At 40.0% G+C, this 18,715-nt stretch carries 17 protein-coding genes; 10 read left to right on the forward strand and 7 right to left on the reverse strand.

What is annotated here, in order from left to right:
* Positions 1 to 118: 118 nt before the first annotated feature.
* Positions 119 to 2,977, reverse strand: coding sequence for a TonB-dependent receptor (locus WAA86_RS11980; RefSeq protein WP_337301246.1), 2,859 nt, complete (start codon positions 2,975 to 2,977; stop codon positions 119 to 121).
* Positions 2,978 to 3,126: 149 nt separating this feature from the next.
* Here WAA86_RS11980 and pepT point away from each other — a divergent pair, with 149 nt between their 5' ends.
* Both pepT and WAA86_RS11990 read left to right on the forward strand, forming a co-directional pair.
* A complete protein-coding gene (gene pepT / locus WAA86_RS11985) occupies positions 3,127 to 4,359 on the forward strand; it encodes a peptidase T (protein WP_337301247.1) in 1,233 nt (410 codons plus the stop codon).
* Positions 4,356 to 4,952, forward strand: coding sequence for a YdeI/OmpD-associated family protein (locus tag WAA86_RS11990; protein ID WP_337301248.1), 597 nt, complete (start codon positions 4,356 to 4,358; stop codon positions 4,950 to 4,952). Before pepT ends, WAA86_RS11990 begins: the two co-directional genes overlap by 4 nt.
* 66 nt (positions 4,953 to 5,018) lie before the next feature.
* Here WAA86_RS11990 and yajC read toward each other — a convergent pair whose 3' ends face one another.
* From yajC to nusB, 3 genes are read right to left on the reverse strand one after another with little or no spacing between them, the layout of a single operon-like run.
* Positions 5,019 to 5,312 (reverse strand): preprotein translocase subunit YajC, encoded by a 294-nt coding sequence (gene yajC, locus WAA86_RS11995; RefSeq protein ID WP_337301249.1) that lies wholly within the window; start codon positions 5,310 to 5,312, stop codon positions 5,019 to 5,021.
* A gap of 8 nt (positions 5,313 to 5,320) precedes the next feature.
* Complete coding sequence (locus WAA86_RS12000; RefSeq protein WP_337301340.1) at positions 5,321 to 5,800, reverse strand: DUF1573 domain-containing protein; 480 nt, start codon at positions 5,798 to 5,800, stop codon at positions 5,321 to 5,323.
* A 53-nt stretch (positions 5,801 to 5,853) separates the two neighbouring features.
* A complete protein-coding gene (gene nusB / locus WAA86_RS12005) occupies positions 5,854 to 6,801 on the reverse strand; it encodes a transcription antitermination factor NusB (RefSeq protein WP_337301250.1) in 948 nt (315 codons plus the stop codon).
* A gap of 179 nt (positions 6,802 to 6,980) precedes the next feature.
* On the opposite strand from nusB, the gene WAA86_RS12010 reads away from it, so the two are divergent.
* The 3 genes from WAA86_RS12010 (at position 6,981) to WAA86_RS12020 (ending at position 11,796) form a co-directional block, all read left to right on the forward strand.
* Positions 6,981 to 8,738, forward strand: a complete 1,758-nt coding sequence (locus tag WAA86_RS12010) for an ABC transporter ATP-binding protein (RefSeq protein WP_337301251.1) — start codon at positions 6,981 to 6,983, stop codon at positions 8,736 to 8,738.
* Between the two features lie 78 nt (positions 8,739 to 8,816).
* Positions 8,817 to 9,188 (forward strand): PUR family DNA/RNA-binding protein, encoded by a 372-nt coding sequence (locus WAA86_RS12015; RefSeq protein WP_337301252.1) that lies wholly within the window; start codon positions 8,817 to 8,819, stop codon positions 9,186 to 9,188.
* An 88-nt stretch (positions 9,189 to 9,276) separates the two neighbouring features.
* Entirely contained in the window at positions 9,277 to 11,796 is a 2,520-nt protein-coding gene (locus WAA86_RS12020; RefSeq protein WP_337301253.1) for a M14 family metallopeptidase, read from the forward strand.
* A gap of 65 nt (positions 11,797 to 11,861) precedes the next feature.
* Here the strand turns inward: WAA86_RS12020 and WAA86_RS12025 are convergent, their stop codons facing one another.
* Positions 11,862 to 12,200 carry a tRNA-binding protein gene (locus tag WAA86_RS12025; protein WP_337301254.1) on the reverse strand — a complete coding sequence of 113 codons (339 nt, stop codon included), beginning with the start codon at positions 12,198 to 12,200 and terminating at the stop codon, positions 11,862 to 11,864.
* 342 nt (positions 12,201 to 12,542) lie between these two features.
* Here WAA86_RS12025 and WAA86_RS12030 point away from each other — a divergent pair, with 342 nt between their 5' ends.
* The gene (locus tag WAA86_RS12030) at positions 12,543 to 13,100 is read left to right on the forward strand and encodes a thioredoxin family protein (protein WP_337301255.1); all 558 of its coding nucleotides are present in this window, start codon (positions 12,543 to 12,545) and stop codon (positions 13,098 to 13,100) included.
* 32 nt (positions 13,101 to 13,132) lie between these two features.
* Here the strand turns inward: WAA86_RS12030 and WAA86_RS12035 are convergent, their stop codons facing one another.
* Positions 13,133 to 13,678 carry a YfiT family bacillithiol transferase gene (locus WAA86_RS12035; RefSeq protein WP_337301256.1) on the reverse strand — a complete coding sequence of 182 codons (546 nt, stop codon included), beginning with the start codon at positions 13,676 to 13,678 and terminating at the stop codon, positions 13,133 to 13,135.
* A gap of 149 nt (positions 13,679 to 13,827) precedes the next feature.
* On the opposite strand from WAA86_RS12035, the gene WAA86_RS12040 reads away from it, so the two are divergent.
* The 4 genes from WAA86_RS12040 (at position 13,828) to WAA86_RS12055 (ending at position 17,061) form a co-directional block, all read left to right on the forward strand.
* The gene (locus WAA86_RS12040) at positions 13,828 to 14,466 is read left to right on the forward strand and encodes a peroxiredoxin (protein WP_337301257.1); all 639 of its coding nucleotides are present in this window, start codon (positions 13,828 to 13,830) and stop codon (positions 14,464 to 14,466) included.
* Between the two features lie 904 nt (positions 14,467 to 15,370).
* A complete protein-coding gene (locus tag WAA86_RS12045) occupies positions 15,371 to 16,336 on the forward strand; it encodes a tRNA-dihydrouridine synthase family protein (RefSeq protein ID WP_337301258.1) in 966 nt (321 codons plus the stop codon).
* A gap of 96 nt (positions 16,337 to 16,432) precedes the next feature.
* Positions 16,433 to 16,687 carry a VF530 family protein gene (locus tag WAA86_RS12050; RefSeq protein ID WP_337301259.1) on the forward strand — a complete coding sequence of 85 codons (255 nt, stop codon included), beginning with the start codon at positions 16,433 to 16,435 and terminating at the stop codon, positions 16,685 to 16,687.
* Between the two features lie 182 nt (positions 16,688 to 16,869).
* Positions 16,870 to 17,061 carry a cold-shock protein gene (locus tag WAA86_RS12055; protein WP_337301260.1) on the forward strand — a complete coding sequence of 64 codons (192 nt, stop codon included), beginning with the start codon at positions 16,870 to 16,872 and terminating at the stop codon, positions 17,059 to 17,061.
* 666 nt (positions 17,062 to 17,727) lie between these two features.
* Here the strand turns inward: WAA86_RS12055 and WAA86_RS12060 are convergent.
* Entirely contained in the window at positions 17,728 to 18,660 is a 933-nt protein-coding gene (locus tag WAA86_RS12060; protein WP_337301261.1) for a peptidylprolyl isomerase, read from the reverse strand.
* Between the last annotated feature and the right edge of the window lie 55 nt (positions 18,661 to 18,715).

Raw genomic sequence — 18,715 nt, forward strand, 5'->3', positions numbered from 1 at the left:
GCTAAGATATAAACAGAATTTAACAGTTTTCAGATCCAGTACAAATAAATAATCCGCATATGAAACAAAAAAGGACCACTTATTAAGGTGGCCCTTGAAAAAATACCTATTGAAAAGTTTATCTGAGTGTAAAGTTTAAACGGGCAAATAAGAAACGTCCACCAATTCCAAATTGTTGGGCCCTTCGTGACCAATCGAATCTACCTGAACTTCTGTTGCCAAAAGATTCCTCTGCCCGATCGGGATAGATATCAAAAAGGTTATTGGCCCCCAAAGTAAAAGTTAAGGCATTGGTCGCCTTATATCCTACAGATAAATCTGTCACTACTTTAGTGCCAAATACCTGTTGGTTGGCGATGGTGGTTGTCGCCTCAGTTACTTCTCCAAAATATACATTTCGTAAAAAGATGATGAATTTATCAGAAGTAAGGCTATTGGACAGGTTAATTTTAGTCCTTGGAACAGCTTCTTCTAAATATACCCGACTATCCTCAGGAAAATAAGTGTCTATCAAACCGGCATTCCGAAGTACTTGTGAAGCATTGATATCCCCTACCTTCTTGGTTTTGGACAAGGTACCTGCCAAATCGGATTTTAATCGCCAAGTAGCTCCTAAATCTGTCCTATGGGTAATCACTATATCCAATCCCTTGGATTCCGTATCAATGGCATTGGCGAAGAAGGAGGCAGCTGTAGCATTGGCCTGTCTTAGTAAGTTATCCAGCTCTGTTCCAGTACCGGGGCCCTTGAACTGACCTGTGTATACCACGCGATCATTGATCATAACAAAATATCCATCTACGGTCACCGATAAATTGGCATCTGGAATATTAGCGGTAAGCCCCAGGCTAACACTACTGGAGGTCTCTTGCTTCAGTTGAGGAATCCCCAATAAATCCGCAGCCCTACTATCATTGGCGAATGTACCCACCTCCTGTGGGTTCCCAAAATTATCGAAGATGGTAGACGTTGAATTAAAATTGATCTGATGCAGGGAGGGAGCCCTAAAACCGGTATTCACCGCTCCCCGAATGTTGAAATTATCGGTCACCTTATAGCGTGTTGCCAATTTGAAATTTAGTGTAGATCCAAAATCACTGTAATTTTCGAATCGAGTAGCGAAACTGGCCAAAAATGCTTCAGAAAAATCGGCCTCCACATCAAAATACCCCGCTACACTACTTCGTCCCCTTGACAGTTCATTACTGGGGGCAAAGCCAGGAAAAACCTGTGAACCACCTGGCCTACTGGCACCAAAGAAATCTTGGGAAGGTTGTTGTGAAGCTAGTTTAATGACCTGTCCATTAGCGGTATATTGCGCATATGAAGGTTCTTCCCCAGCTACAATCTCATAATTCTCTACCCTATATTCCGCTCCAAAAGCTACGTTAAGTCCGGACATCACGTCGTCAAAAAACTGGGTAATATCCAAATTGGTCGTATTCTGCGCAAAGGAAAATCCACCTGCATCAAAGGTGGTAGGCGATGCATTTTGCAATGAGGCATTGTAGGTATTCCCAATCGTATATAGGAAAGCATTTTTTCCGTAAGTATTGCTAAAATCCACATTCCAATCCCCTACAACCCCTTTAATCCCAAGAGAAATGGACCTATCCTTGATATTGGAATTGATCTCGGGCAAGAAACCATTGATATAGGCAGGAGTATAGGTTCTACTCTGATTCGGCAATCTGTAAAATCCTGCAGAATTACCTGTTCTGGAACTTATCCCTGCAAAGGAGTAGAGCTCGGTACCACTATCATCCAAAGGCAACGAAAAATTGACAAACAGTCGTCCGCCTCTTAAAGCCGACTGGCCGACCCTCATATTAAAATCACTTCGTTGTTGTCCCCTAGCCGTAAGTTCTGCATCTGTATTATCCGCAGATAATAAAGTCCTCAGCTCATCTTTAGTGCTTGCTCCATTTCTATTGATTCCCGCTTGATCGGTATATTGTATCACATCATTCACATCATCGTCCAACAAATTAGCAATATTATAACCGTCGTTATTGGCCACTCTTTCAACGGTGTTATAAAGATTGTAGATAGAACCTTCCCATTCTTTCATACGGCTGTAATCCTCACGCACATCAAAATCACCAGAGAAAGTTATAAAGCCACCATTTTCGCCAAGAGGAAGACCATAACTACCTGCTATATTCGTGGTCTCCCCATCAACACCCCCTGTTTGGTCGTTGGCATTTTTGGAAAAGTTGGCACCCGTTGTAACCGTAGTGGTCAATTCATTCACAGATTTGTTCAATACAATATTGATGACCCCCGCAATGGCGTCAGATCCGTATTGGGCAGCGGCACCATCACGCAATACTTCTATTCTCTGTATTGCCGCGGCAGGAATGGCATTTAAATCCGTTCCTACGCTTCCCCTACCAAAAGTTCCATTTACATTTACCAAGGAAGAGGTATGTCGCCTTTTCCCATTGATCAAGACCAATACTTGATCCGGCCCCAAACCTCTTAAAGAAGCAGGGTCAATATGATCGGTTCCATCGGAGATTGTTTGTGTATTGGAGGTAAACGAAGGAGCCACATAATTCAATATCTGATTTAGGTTTACTTGTGGAGCCACATTATTGAGCTCTTTCATGTCTATAACATCTACAGGCACAGTGCTTTCCGTTGCTGTCCTGTTTGGATTACGAGATCCAACTATAATCACCTCTGTAAGTGCTACTCCGGAAAGCAAAGTTACCCTCATAGCTGCACTGGTGGCCGGCATTTCCTTTTTTTGAAAACCAATATAAGAAAACACCAGTATATCACCGACTTCGGCATTAATGGAGAATTTTCCATCAAAATCGGTGGTTGTACCAGTTGTGGTACCCTTCTTAACAACAGAAGCACCGGGTAATGGTGCACCTTCATCATCGTAAACGGTTCCTGTTATCTGGGCACTAGCGAAGCTGAGTATGCCCAAAAACAGCACCATGAAAATTGAGTAATTTTTCTTCATAATAGTGTAGTTTGAGTTAATATTCCATGTAAAAGGTAAGCAATTTATCGCAATCAACTCATAATCAGATAAATAATATTACCCTCGAAGCAAAATTTTGTAGTTCTACAATCTTCAATCAAAATTGTATTTTTGGACAAAAACCAAACATGCAGCACATCATAAACAGATTTATCAAATATGTGACCATCGACACCCAGAGCGATTCAAATTCCAATACGACCCCCAGCACTTCCAAGCAATGGAACTTGGCCAATAAGCTGGTGGAAGAACTAAAGTCCATCGGGATGGATGATGTTGCTATTGATGAAAATGCCTACATCATGGCTACCCTGCCGAGCAACACCGACAAACAGGTCCCGACCATAGGGTTTATATCCCATTTCGATACTTCTCCCGACTTTAGTGGTACCGATGTAAAACCTCAGATCGTAGAGAATTACGATGGAGAGGATATTGTCCTGAACAAGGAGAAAGGAATCATTTTATCGCCCTCCTATTTCGATGATCTTTTATTGTACAAAAATCAAACCCTTATTACCACAGATGGCACTACCCTTTTGGGGGCTGACGATAAGGCCGGGGTAACCGAGATTGTTACCGCGATGGAATATCTTATCAACCATCCGGAAATAGAACATGGAAAAATCAGGATAGGATTCACCCCGGACGAGGAAATAGGGCGTGGAGCCCATAAGTTCGATGTTGCCAAATTTGGAGCCGATTGGGCCTATACCATGGATGGGAGCCAAATAGGTGAGCTGGAATATGAAAATTTCAATGCTGCCGAAGCGAAAATAACCATCCATGGAAAAAGTGTCCATCCGGGTTATGCGAAAGGAAAAATGGTGAATGCCATATTAATCGCACAAGAATTTTTGAGCCACTTGCCAACAAACGAAGTCCCACAGAAAACTACCGGCAGGGAGGGTTTTTTTCATGTGCACACCATACAGGGAGAAATTGAGTTGGCAAACATAGAATTGATCATCAGGGACCATGATCTAAAGCATTTTGAAAAGCGCAAAAGCGATTTGCAGGCAATAGTGGACAAACTAAACAACCAATATGACAGTTGCCTATCCTTGGAGATAAAGGACCAATATTTCAATATGAAAGAAAAGGTAGCGCCCGTATTTCACATTGTGGAACTGGCCAAGGAAGCCATGCATGCCGTAGGAGTAACCCCTATAATAAAACCAATACGAGGGGGTACGGATGGTTCCCAATTAAGTTATATGGGACTTCCCTGTCCCAATATTTTTGCAGGAGGACATAACTTTCACGGCAAATACGAATACGTACCTGTGGAAAGTATGCAAAAAGCAGTGGAGGTCATTGTAAAAATCTGTGAATTGAATTGCAGTAAAAACCAAATATGATGGACAAAGCAGAAAAAATAGAAGCCTTTTATCTTAAGGAACAACCATTTAAGGATGGAATAGACCTCTTGCGCAGGCTGGCAAAAAAGACTGAATTGGAAGAAACTTTAAAATGGGGAGCCCCGGTCTATACGATCAAGAATAAAAATGTTTTGGGCATCATGGCCTTTAAAGAACATTTCGGACTCTGGTTTTTTAACGGGGTGTTTCTAAAAGATCCCAAAGGGGTCTTGGAAAATGCCCAAGAAGGCAAAACCAAGGCGATGAGACATTGGAAGTTTAAAAACATCGAAGAGGTTAATGAGAAGGATGTCCTGGAATATATGCAAGAAGCCATTGCCAATCAGAAAAAAGGCATGGTCCTACAGAAGGAAAAGAGCTCAAATCTGGCCATACCGGTGCTATTGAAAGAAGCGTTGGAAAGCAATCGTGAAGCAAAGATTCAATTCCAATCACTTACCCCTTACAAGCAAAAGGAATACTACGAGTATATATCCAGTGCAAAACAAGAAAAAACCAAACTCACACGATTGGAGAAAAGTCTGGACTTAATTTTAAAGGGAATAGGATTGAACGATTCGTACAGGAAATAAATCCCTAAAACAAAAAACACCGAAGGAAAACCTTCGGTGTTTTATAATTTCAGTTGAAAATGATACTTATTTCTTTTCCGGTTCAGGAGCATTCAATTTTTTGCTCATTTCCATTGAAATGGCGGATCGGTCAAATTTTAGTTTACCTGCCATGGTTTCCAATACACATGAAAAATCATTGTCGTTCAATTCCATGATCTTACCGTACATACCACTTTTGGTAATTACCTTATCTCCTTTTTTCAATTGTTCCGCAAATTTCTTCTCGTCTTTTTGACGTTTCATCTGTGGGCGTATCATAAAAAAATAAGCCACTACAAAAATCAATACAAGAGGAAGAAAAGGATATTGTTCTAACATTTTTTAGATTATTTCTTTAATGGAATAGCAGCTGTTTGAGCTCCTTTTGGGTTAACAAAGGCCTGAATTCTAAGAATCTCGGTTCCTTTGGCAGTATTTGCAGTAACTGTAACGGTCTTGGTCACTTGGTTTTGGCCGGAACCGTTGAATTTTACCAACAACTGACCCGTTTCTCCAGGAGCAATTGGCGTATTTTTTGGAAATTCTGGAACGGTGCATCCACAAGTACTTTTTGCATCGGTGATAATCAAAGGTGCATCCCCTGTATTGGTAAAGGAAAATATGGTCTCCTGTGGTGTGTTTGCCTCTATGGTACCAAAATCATGTTCTGTTTTATCAAAACTCATGACAGGTAGGCTTTTTGCCGCTGTATCTCTCTCTGCTGCAACTTCAACGTTTTCAGCATTAATTTTAGTGGATGCTTTTTCTTTACAAGAAAATAAAGCCAGCGCAGAAACTAAGCTTAAGGTAATGACTGTTCTTTTCATTTTTACTTTGCTATAATTGTTATTTAATATTTTCAAAATTAAGGATTATTCTTTTATAACAAACCTCTGCCTACTTTTTTAAGTTTTCCATCGGCTTTGTATTCCTTGACTAGGTTATCCAATATGCCATTGATGAATATACTGCTCTTCGGCGTAGAGTATTCCTTGGCTATTTCCAAGTACTCATTGATAGTCACCCTTTCAGGAATGGATGGAAAGTTCAATAGTTCGCAAATCGCCATTTTCAAAAGAATGGCATCAACATCTGCAATCCTGTCCTTATCCCAATTAGGAGTCTTCCCTTCAATTTCCTTGACCAGAACCTCATTGTTCAGCAAGGTCTTCACCAACAACTTTTTTGCAAAATCAAGATCGTCCTCATCTTGCACCAATTGTGGCAAAAAGTATGTATTGGGCTTATCGGCAGTAACTTTCTTCAGTTGTTTGAGAATAAAGGTATTGACAATGGGAATATCGTCTACCCAAGTAAGCCTGTCATCTTCAAAATGATCATATATTTTCTCATTGGGAGCTATGACATTCCTGAAGAGGTCTATGATCAATTCCTTGTCCTCCTGGTACGAGCTTGTAGGTATGGACATATACTTTTGGTAAGATTCGCTCGCTACGATTTCACGATAGATGATTCTAACGTACTCTTCGTTCAAATACCAATTGTTGAGTTTCCTGCGTTCCAGTTCGTCCTTTAGGGGTCCGTTATTGGCCAACTGTAGCAATAGTTCATTGTTCACAAACTTTTCCTTATTGGGAAAAACATCGGTAGCATTGGCCAAATATTTTTTGGAAGACAGCTTCACCTGGTCTTTGGCCATTTGCTGAACCTCTATCAAAAGTCCCAGGGACAATAGATACAGTGAATACATGTTCTCGATACTTACCTTTAAAAACTTTTCCTGTTTTTCCAATGAATCGCTGTGCGATTGTGTCAAGGCGTAAATACCTTGCATCACTTTAACCCTGATATGCCTTCTTGTAAGCATTTTTAAAGAACTTTAGCTAAGATTAATTAAACTTTTACGGCGCAAAAATAGTATTATATTTCCATTCCCACCTAGATGAACCTGCTTTATCTTATCAGTTTTATAACATTTGGTTTTGTGGCAAACACCTATCTTTGCAAACTATTACCAAAACACGGCCTACAACAGGGGCATACTTCATGAAAGAACTTAAATATATCAACAAATATTTTAAAAAATACTGGGGCAAATTAGTCCTTGGGATCATCATCACCATCATTGCCCGTATTTTTTCTTTGGTTATGCCGCCTTATGTGAACAAATCCATAAAGGTCATGGAGGACTACCTCACAGGTGACCGCAGTAATTTGGAGGTGGTAAAAGGTGAATTGTTGCAATTTATCCTAATCATCATTGGAGCCGCACTCCTTTCGGGCTTTTTCACCTTTTTAATGAGGCAGACCATAATCAATATATCGAGATATATTGAATACGATCTAAAGAATGAGGTGTACGACCACTATCAGTATTTGAATTTAAGCTTCTATAAAAAAAATAGAACGGGCGATTTAATGAACCGTATCAGTGAGGATGTTACCCAGGTAAGGATGTACGCCGGGCCGGCTATTATGTACGGCATACAGACCTTGACACTGTTTGCCTGTTTGTTGCCCATTATGTTCATCAAAGCACCGACCATTGCCTTTTATACCTTATTGCCATTGCCAATTTTATCTGTTCTTATCTACAAGATCAGTAAGATCATTCACAAAAGAAGCACCATAGTTCAACAATTTTTATCCAGCTTATCTACCTTCACACAAGAATCCTTCTCTGGAATCACCGTAATCAAAGCGTACGGCTTGGAGCCCCAGATCAATGAAGAACTACATAGCTTGGCCCATGAGGGCAAGGAGAAGAGCATGGACCTGGCCAAGGTAAATGCATGGTTTTTTCCATTAATGATCTTATTAATAGGTATCAGTAATATATTTGTGATATACATCGGTGGTAAACAGTACATCAATGGAGAAATAGAGTCTATTGGAATCATAGCGGAATTCATCATCTACGTTAATATGCTCACTTGGCCCGTCGCCGTGGTTGGCTGGTTGACATCCATAGTTCAGAGTGCCGAAGCCTCTCAAGAGCGTATCAATGAATTTCTAAAGGTACAGCCAGACATTAGGAATGAAATTGAGGAAGACACCCCTATCCAGGGTAAAATAACCTTTAATGACGTAACATACACCTATGAGGACACCCATATTACGGCCCTGAAAAACATATCCTTTACCATTAATAATGGGGAGACGGTAGCCTTTATTGGAAAGACTGGATCTGGTAAATCGACCATTCTGGATCTCATAGCCCGTTTGAACGATGTGAGTTCTGGAGAGATATTGATTGACGATGTCCCCATAAAGAAATTGAACTTGAACAGTCTCCGTAGGTCTATTGGTGCGGTTCCCCAAGACGCCTTCCTTTTTTCGGACTCCATTAAAAACAACATCAAATTTGGCAAAGAGGATGCCACGGATGAGGAAATCATAGAAGTGGCCAAAAAATCTGTGGTGCACAAAAACATTATGGGCTTTACCAAAACCTATGACACCATTCTGGGTGAGCGGGGCATTACGCTCAGCGGGGGGCAAAAACAAAGGGTATCCATTGCCCGTGCACTCCTGAAAGATCCACAGATTTATCTGTTCGACGACTGTCTCTCCGCGGTTGATACCGAAACGGAAGAAGAAATCCTGAACAACCTTAAAAAGGCGTCCCGTAATAGAACCACCTTGATCGTTAGCCATAGAGTATCTTCGGCCAAGAACGCAGATAAAATCATTGTCCTGGAAGATGGCAAGATCCTCCAAGAGGGTACACACGATGATTTGGTAAATAATGCAGGTTATTACAAAGACCTATACCACAACCAGCTATCGGAGAAAGAAAACTAGAAAAATGTTGTTAGTGTTGCTTTTTTTTTCCATTTTTGATGGACTAACAAGTTATTGCGTAACTAGACACTACAAGAAATGAGCGAAAAAGATTTAATGGATCAAGAAGAGATATATTCCAAAGTTTTAAGAGCAGGCAGAAGAACTTATTTTTTCGATGTTAGAAGTACAAAGGCGGGAGATTATTATTTGACTGTTACGGAGAGTAAGAAATTTACACATGACGATGGATCGTTCCATTATAAGAAACACAAAATTTATTTATACAAGGAAGATTTTACCGCATTTAAAGAAATCTTGGATGAAATGATGGCCTACATCGTGGATGAAAAAGGTCTTGAGGTAATTTCTGAAAGACATCAAAAAGATTTCAAAAAAGAAGAACAGGATACAGACAATATACAAACACCACTGGATAATTTCACCGATGTGGATTTTGACGACATTTAACCACTTTTTTTCTTAAATAAAACTTAACGGTCCTTTTTTCTAAGGACCGTTTTTTATTTTTAGCAAAAGACTAATCCAAAACCAGAAAATGAAAAAATTATTACTATTTCTTTTCGTGGCCACCATGCAAATTTCTACGGCCCAAGAATCCTTAGACCTCAACTACTACCTACCCCAGAACATCACGTACGATCCCAGTATTCCCAAACCAGCCGACGTCATAGGTCATGAAGTTGGGGAATGGCATGTGACGCATGATAAACTTATGTTTTACATGCAGACTTTGGCCAAGGCCAGTGATCGGATAACCATTGAAAATAGAGGGGAGACCTATGAAGGTAGGCCTATATTGTTACTGACCGTTACCTCCCCTAAAAATCATGCCAACTTAGAACAGATCAGACAAGCGCATCTAGCATTGACCGACAACAACGGAAACAATGCTTCTTTGGAGAATATGCCCATAGTGGTGTACCAAGGTTTCTCCATCCATGGGAATGAGCCTAGTGGGGCCAATGCAGGACTAGCCTATGCCTATTATTTGGCAGCTGCTCAAGGACCTGAAATTGAAGCTTTATTGGATCAGGAAATCATATTGATGGATCCTTCCTTCAATCCTGACGGACTTCAACGTTTTGCCTATTGGGCAAACACGAATAAAAGTAAAAATCTAAATCCCGATGGCAATGAAAGGGAATATCATGAAGTATGGCCAGGGGGCCGTACGAACCATTATTGGTTTGATATGAACAGGGATTGGCTTCCTGTACAACTTCCTGAAAGTCGCGCAAGAATCGAATCATTTCACAAATGGATGCCCAATATCCTTACGGACCACCATGAGATGGGAACCAACTCCTCTTTCTTTTTTCAGCCCGGTGAGCCTACAAGGGTGCATCCATTGACACCAAAAATTAATCAGGAGCTCACTGCGGAGATAGGATCTTATCATGCAAAGGCATTGGACAAGATAGGTTCCTTTTATTATTCTGAAGAGAATTACGATGACTATTATTACGGTAAGGGCTCTACTTACCCCGACGTTCAAGGTAGTATCGGTATATTATTTGAACAGGGTAGTTCCAGGGGACATATCCAAGAAAGTGACAATGGCCTATTGACCTTTCCCTTTACTATTAGAAATCAGTTTACCACAGCCCTTTCTACCATTGAGGCTGCTAAAAACATGCGAACCAAAATACTTTCATACCAACGGGATTTCTACAAGGACACTAGGGCCAATGCCGCCAAAAGCAAAACCAAGGCCATTGTTTTTGGCGATGCCAAGGACGCTAATAAAACTTGGCATTTGGCAGAAATCCTCAACAGACAGAAAATAAAATTCCACGAACTTTCCAAGGACGCTACCATTAATGGGGTTGCTTACAAAAAAGGAAGTAGCTATGTGGTACCCATGGATCAAAAGAACAATAGGTTGATACAGGCCATGTTCGAAAAACGCACAACATTTACAGATAGCTTGTTCTATGATATTTCTGGCTGGACATTTCCAATGGCCTTTAACGTAGATTATTCGGAAATGGGCTCTCTCTCCAATGCCGGACAGGAAATCACCGATTTTAAACCATTGACAGGGGGAGTTGATGCCATGAGCAATTATGCCTATCTTTTTGAATGGAATGAATACTATACTCCAAAAGCTCTCAATAGGATCTTAAACAAGGACATTAGAGCGAAGGTAGCCAAATCACCTTTTACTTTGGAAGGTAGGCAATATGATTATGGCACCATCATGGTACCTGTACAAAACCAAGAAATGGACCCTAAGGCCCTATATGCCTTTTTGGACGAGGTTGCCAAAGAGAGTAGGATAAATATAACCAGTGTTGGCACTGGACTTACCAAGGGTATTGATTTAGGAAGTAATGATTTCGACCTTATCAAGAAGCAGGAGGTGGCTATTTTGGTCGGAAACGGAATTTCATCCTACGATGCGGGAGAAATCTGGCATTTGTTCGATCAGCGCTATGATATGAAAATCACTAAAATTGATACCGAATATTTTACAAGAGCGGATTTGAGCAGGTATACTGCTATCATTGTACCCAGTACACGTGGTAGTTTGGACAAAAAAATTGCAGAGCAGATAAAAGATTGGGTATCCAGTGGAGGAACCGTCATTGGATATAAAAATGCTGCTGAGTGGTTCAACAAAAATGAACTGACCAAATTCACTTTTAAGAAAGATACTTTGCTCGCCAAAAACATATCTTTTGAACAAAGAGAAAAATTCTTTGGGGCCCAAGAGACCGGTGGCGCCATATTCCAAACTAGATTGGATCGCTCCCACCCGATCAATTTCGGTTACAAGAACAACACCTTACCCATGTTCAGGGATACCAATGTATATATAGAACCATCAAAGGACAGCTATAACAATCCTATTCAATACACAAACGATCCTTTGCTGAGCGGATATGTTTCGGAAGAAAATTTGAAACTTCTTAAAAACAGTGTTCCTTTTCAAGTAAATAGAATGGGAAGAGGAAGGGTCATCGTTTTCACCGATAATACGAATTTTAGAGCCTTTTGGTATGGCACCAATAAATTATTGATGAATGCTATTTTCTTTGGACAAAGCATGTAATCCAAAACGCTAAATATTACGAGGCATCCACCAGAGCAATATACGCTCGGTGGATGCCTTTTTTATTAGGATATTCTTAATCCGTTGGGGACTCCCATACCTGGTTGCAACAAGATCACATCTTCACCCTCCACAGCCCCCAATATCAAACACTCACTCATAAAATTCGCAATCTGCTTTTTGGGAAAATTGACCACGGCCACAATCTGACGCCCCAAAAGGTCGTCTTTTTTATACCTTTTGGTAATTTGTGCGGATGTTTTTTTTATGCCCAGTTCCTTTCCAAAATCGATATGTAATTGGTAGGCCGGTTTTCTGGCTTCTGGAAAATCATGTACTTCCAAAATGGTTCCGACCCGCATATCCACCTTTGTAAATTCAGGCCAGGTTAGTGATTCACTCATCTTTTTGTTTTTATTTTATACTTCATACATGGGACTATCATATTGAATTCAGTGGTATTGGTCATATTCCTGATCACAGACAACATATGCCATCAAGCAGATAAATTCTTCTAAAAAATCTACTGGTTTCACAACCGAAATAGCTCTTGGTTAAATGATAAAAAATCCGTCTAAGGCATACATGCATTGAAAACTTCAATTACCCATGTTGTAATAAACAGCAAGGTTAAACCAAAGACATGGATCCCATATGGTTTCCCTTAAAAATATATCTTAATTGTTTAAAACACCTTTTTCCCGTAAATTTATAACATCAACAATTAACAGAATTAAAAGATACTTATGTCCAATACTCCCAGTAATATGTTGCCGTTGGGCACAATGGCCCCCAACTTTTTACTCCCGGATACCGTTTCCCAAGATAAGTTGAACCTTTCTGATCTGCAAGGTGAGGAGGGAACACTGATTTTGTTTATTTGCAATCATTGCCCCTTTGTGATTCATGTAATTGAAGAAGTATCACGGATAGCCAAGGAATACCAACGAAAAGGTATAAAAACCATTGCCATATCCAGCAATGACATCGTTAACTATCCACAAGATGCTCCAGCGCATATGTCCAAGTTTGCGGATAAATTTGATTTTTCCTTTCCCTATCTCTTTGACGAGACCCAAGAGGTTGCAAAGGCCTACCAAGCAGCATGCACCCCAGATTTCTTCTTGTTCGACAATACATTGAAGTTGGTCTACAGGGGACAGTTGGATGGTTCCCGTCCTGGCAATGGAATCCCGGTAACCGGAAAAGACCTGAAACATGCCATGGACCAGTTATTGAAAGGTGCACAAATTCCCGCCGAGCAAAAACCGAGTATGGGCTGTAATATCAAGTGGAAAAAGTAATTTTTCCACTGTTACGCTAAAAGTCCTATAGGTTACAGCCAGCCCTCCCTTGACAATAGGTTTTCAATATGGGCGATATGGTGGCTGCCATGCCAAGCATATTTCCCTATATTCTGAGCTACAGTTACAGGAACATTTCCATCTGGATGCAAATAAACACGCTCTAGATCCAAATCGGACAAACCTTTGAGCATGTAAACCAATTTTCCATGGAGGGCTTTTATATAATCCAATGATAGGGCGATGGGTCCTATTTGTGCGTCAAAAAGCATGGACCAATCCTTTTCTTCATATGCTTTGATCAATGGCCGGTCTTCAGTAAGGGCCCATTTAAACCTCGTATAACTGTGATGATGGCTATCGGCAATGTGGTGCACCACTTGTCTCACCGTCCAACCATCCGGTCGATAGGGCTTTTCCAATTGCTCCTCTGTAAGATTTACGACCAATCTCTCCAATCGTATTGGTAAGTGTTCCAATACTGAAATCCATTCATCAATCTGTTCGCGAGTGATTTTCTCCGGGAGCGCCATTTGCCCTATCGGGTAGCGCAGTTGTTCTATATCCATATTTTCCATATTCTAAAAATAAGAAACCGAGTGTAAAATTTGGCATCACCGAACATAATTATGGACTTTAAATTTTAATACTAATTTAACCCCAAATTTAATTCCGACATTCATTAATCTACTAAATTTATAGGATAATTAATTTTAAAATGATTACTATGGCAACTATAAGATTAGGAGATATTGCACCCGATTTTACGGCAGACAGTACACAGGGAATGATAAATTTGTATGATTATTTGGGAGACGGATGGGGTATCCTATTCTCACATCCGGCCGACTTCACACCAGTTTGTACTACGGAACTGGGAACGGCTGCCAAATTTAAGGACGAATTTGACAAAAGAAATGTAAAGATGCTGGCATTGAGTGTGGATGGTACTACCTCACATGCCGAATGGATCAAAGATATCAATGAAGTGCAAAACACCACGGTAAATTTTCCCATCATAGGAGATGAAGATAAAAAAGTATCCCATCTTTATGACATGATCCATCCCAATGCCGATGATAATTTAACTGTAAGATCGGTATATATCATAGGCCCGGATAAAAAGGTGAAATTGATGATCACCTACCCTGCATCCACAGGGCGTAATTTTCACGAATTATTACGGGTGATAGATTCTCTGCAATTAACGGCTTATCACAAGGTGGCCACCCCAGCCAATTGGGAACATGGCGATGATGTAGTGGTAAGTCCGTCTATAGCCACAGCGGATGCCGTTAACATATTTCCAAAAGGTGTCGTAGAAGTGAAACCGTATTTAAGGATGACACCTCAACCCAATATTTAAAAAATGGCATGACCTATTCGTCAAGTTTTTATTGAGAATAGCAAAGTATAAAATTACGAATGCACCTCCCGATCCTTTTCATTGGGAGGTTTTTTTATGGGCTGGCTAAAACCACATTATTGTAGTTTCACCCTTGGCGCCTAAAATTACAAACAAGTCCTTATCATGTGCTTGTATTATGATAGTGCACAAATTCACATATGCTCTTGTTAACTAAGTTACTTGTAATACGGGAAAATCTGCCCCAATTCTAAAATCCACAAAAAGAATTGGCATTATTTAGATCGCGATGATTTTGGCGGCCACTCCTTTATTCTCCTTTACTCCAAATCGTACTTAATCCCAAACCAATGACACAGGTTTAAAAGTTAAGTCTGGTGAAATTGGGGTTCATGGCCCTATCAAATTAAAAGGTCTCCACAAGAATATTCTGGACCTACAAGTATCTGGAGGTGACACTGAAGTTGTACTTGCCGTATTTGAACCAATATCGAATTCCCCAGGAAAAGGAACACCCGTGCCTGTGCACCATTTACAAAATGAAATGCTGTATGTTTTGGAAGATACCTATAGATTCAAAGTTGGGAAGAAGAATTTGAATTGGACTGAGGCGATAGCATTTCCCTCCCTGTGAAAGTGCCTCTTGCTTGGACATAAACTTCTAAAAAAGGATGTCTGTGCTTTTCCAACCAGCAGGAAGGATGGAAGCGTTTTTGTAACCCTTGTGAATCTGGACCATGAGCCACGTAAAGCTGAAATGAATGAAATTTTTACGGCTTACCAAATGATAATTGTAACCCCTCCTTGACAGATAGGGCGAGACTTTGGATAATCCTGAGATGGGACTCTGAAGATCTGGAAGGTTGTAGCAAAAAATAAATATATTTGCAGCTTGTATCCAATTATGAGCTGCACACTTCTTTCGTCCCCTTTGCAAGGATTTACCGACTTCAAATTTCGAAATGCCTTTAACCAATATTTTGGGGGCATTGATACTTTTTACGCACCCTATATCCGTCTGGATGGAAAATTAATTATCAAATCATCCTACCAACGAGACCTACAACCGGAAAACAATTCTTCTTTGGAGGTTATTCCTCAGGTGATGACCAACGATGCCGATGAGTTTCTGTTTGTAGTTAAGTACGTCCAGGAATTAGGTTACAAGGAATTGAATTGGAACCTTGGATGTCCTTATCCCATGGTGACCAAAAGAGGTATGGGATCGGGTTTGATCAGTGATGTTGAAAAGATAAATGCCATACTTGATAGGGTCCATACCGAAACAGATATTCTGGTTTCCATGAAAATGCGGATGGGTTATGAAAATAGCGAAGAAATTTTGGAGGTTCTTCCAATGTTGGACACCTATCCCCTTAAGAACATTGCCATTCATGCGCGTATTGGAAAGCAGCTTTATAAGGGTGGGGTCGACTTGGAAGCATTTCAACGTTGCCTGGACCATAGTTCGCATAAAATCTATTACAACGGTGATATCACCTCGGTATCGGTATTTAGGGAGATGCAGGAAAAATTTCCAGCAATAGACCATTGGATGATTGGTCGCGGGTTAATTGCAGATCCATTTCTACCCATGATGATAAAAAATGACACCATCATTTATCCCGATGATAGGATAACTATTTTTAGCGATTTTCACGACACCATTTTTACCGCTTATGACCAAGCATTGTCCGGACCAACACCTATCCGCATGAAGATGTTGGGCTTTTGGGAATATTTCAGCAATTCCTTTTCCAATCCCCAAAAGGTGTACAAGAAAATAAAAAAAGCAAAAGATATTGCGGCTTATAGAGCTGCCGTGAAGGAAATTTTACACACAGAGCGCTCCGAACTAAAGATTCGATAAGAAAAAATAGGTAATCCTCCTGTTTAGAATACTACGAACCCTGAGTAGGATTAAAAATATATGCCTTAAATTAAAGACCAATAATTGCTGTACACTATGGAACAACAAATGAAGGAAACCAATAAAAACGGAGATCAAGCAAACAATCCGCTTCATGGTATTAAGTTAGTTGATATCTTGGAGCATTTGGTGGCTGAATATGGCTGGTTTGATCTGGGAAAGAGGATAAACATAAAGTGTTTCAACAACGACCCCTCTATTAAATCCAGTTTAAAATTCTTGAGAAAGACCCCATGGGCAAGGGAAAAAGTAGAAAATCTCTATCTGTATTCCAAAAAGAACAAAACATAAGGAAATAGCGAAATTACAAGATAACCCAAGGTTACATAGGGGATTGAGCGGGGTTTTTGAAGAATATTTTCGACTTTCAACCCTTCATGTCACAAAAAAAACAATATAAACTCCTCAAAAACAACCAACTTAAAATATTTAATCCTACATTTGCACTTAATATAATTTTTTAATTTTTAGTAATGAATAAAGGAACAGTAAAATTTTTCAACGACTCTAAAGGATTTGGATTTATCGTTGAAGAAGGAACAAACAAAGATCACTTTGTACACATTTCAGGATTGATTGATGAGATTCGCGAAGGAGATGAAGTAGAATTCGAATTGGAACAAGGTAAAAAAGGATTGAACGCAGTAAATGTAAAAGTAATTTAATACTTACTCTTTAACTTTTTATTGAAGGACAGAAGCCTGTTAATTTAAATTGACAGGCTTTTTTATGCTCTGATACCACCTCATATCCCAATTGAAAAATACACCATGCCTTTTTTCTAATTGTAGGGCTTAAAAATAAACACCACTTCCAGTGATTACTTTCTAAACACTTAAACACCTGATTTAAAATTATTTAAAAACAAAGGGGCAGCCTTTCATCAAAAAAATAGTAAAAATTCTATATTCAAGTACGCAACCTATTTATATTTGGGCCATCTAAGAGAATAATAACCTCCCCCAAATAAAAAACAGCCAGATGAGTACATTTTTCGGTATCCTATCATTATTGCTTGCGATCAACGCCTTATTGTTGGTTATAAGCGTCAACAATGCCAAATCTAAAAAATAAAAAGTAGGGTTTTTCTACTTTTGGGTGTTACTATAAAAACCGGCCTTACCAAGACCATCAATTTTTATCGTAATGACTACCTTCTTTGGCATTTTATCACTACTTCTGGCAATTAACATTTTACTATTGGTAATTAGCGTTAATCGGTCCTCCAGGAAAACATAAAAGGGATACCAAATTTGGCACCCCTTTCATTCATTGATCAAGTCTGTATTTTAATATCCCATACAACAAAAGGATATTGAAAATAATCAGCCCTATTTTACTTTCATAAGCTCCACATCAAATACCAAGGTGGCATCACCAGGTATCACACCTCCAGCGCCTGCACTGCCATACGCCAAATTGGAAGGAATAACAAAACGGGCTTTATCACCAACTTTTAACAAGCTAATACCTTCATCCCAACCTGGAATTACCTGTCCGATCCCCAGTTTAAAATCGATGGGTTGGTTTCTCTTGTAAGAAGAATCAAATACAGTACCGTTTACCAATGCCCCTTCGTAGTGCACTGAAACAGTCTGACCCTTTTCTGCCTTGGCTCCGCTCCCCTTTTGGATGATCTTATAACGAAGTCCACTTGGAGTTTCCTCAAAGCCGGCAGCTACTTTGTCCAATTCGGCGGTGCGTTTAGCCTTTTCTTCAGCCAACCTTTTTTCCCTAGAACCTTCAAAAGTTCGGAAAGCCTCAACAGCATTCCATGCCTCTGCTTTTTCTCCTACACGTACTATTTCCAAAGTTTTGATTTTATCTCCCTGAGAAATAGCATCTACGATATCCTGTCCCTCTACTACATGGCCAAATACCGTATGCTTATTGTCCAACCACGGGGTTGCCACATGGGTAATAAAAAATTGTGTTCCATTGGTTCCAGGGCCTGCGTTTGCCATGGATAGTACCCCAGGACCATCGTGCTTTAGGTCTTTATGGAATTCATCATCAAATTTGTAACCACCATCACCGGTACCTGTCCCCAGAGGACAGCCACCCTGAATCATAAAATCTGGAATAACCCTATGAAAGGAGATTCCATCATAATAAGGCGTGCCTTGTGGTTTTACACTATTGTCCATGTTACCTTCTGCCAAGGCCACAAAATTACCCACCGTACCCGGTGTTTTGTCATGTGTCAATTTCACTAAAATCTCTCCTTTTGAGGTGTTGAATTTAGCATATATTCCGTCTTGCATTTTGCTCGTTTTTTATGAACGGCAAAGGTACGGATTTATTTTTCTTCTTAAAATA

It is taken from the genome of Sediminicola sp. 1XM1-17, from assembly GCF_037203765.1.
Classification (GTDB): domain Bacteria; phylum Bacteroidota; class Bacteroidia; order Flavobacteriales; family Flavobacteriaceae; genus Sediminicola.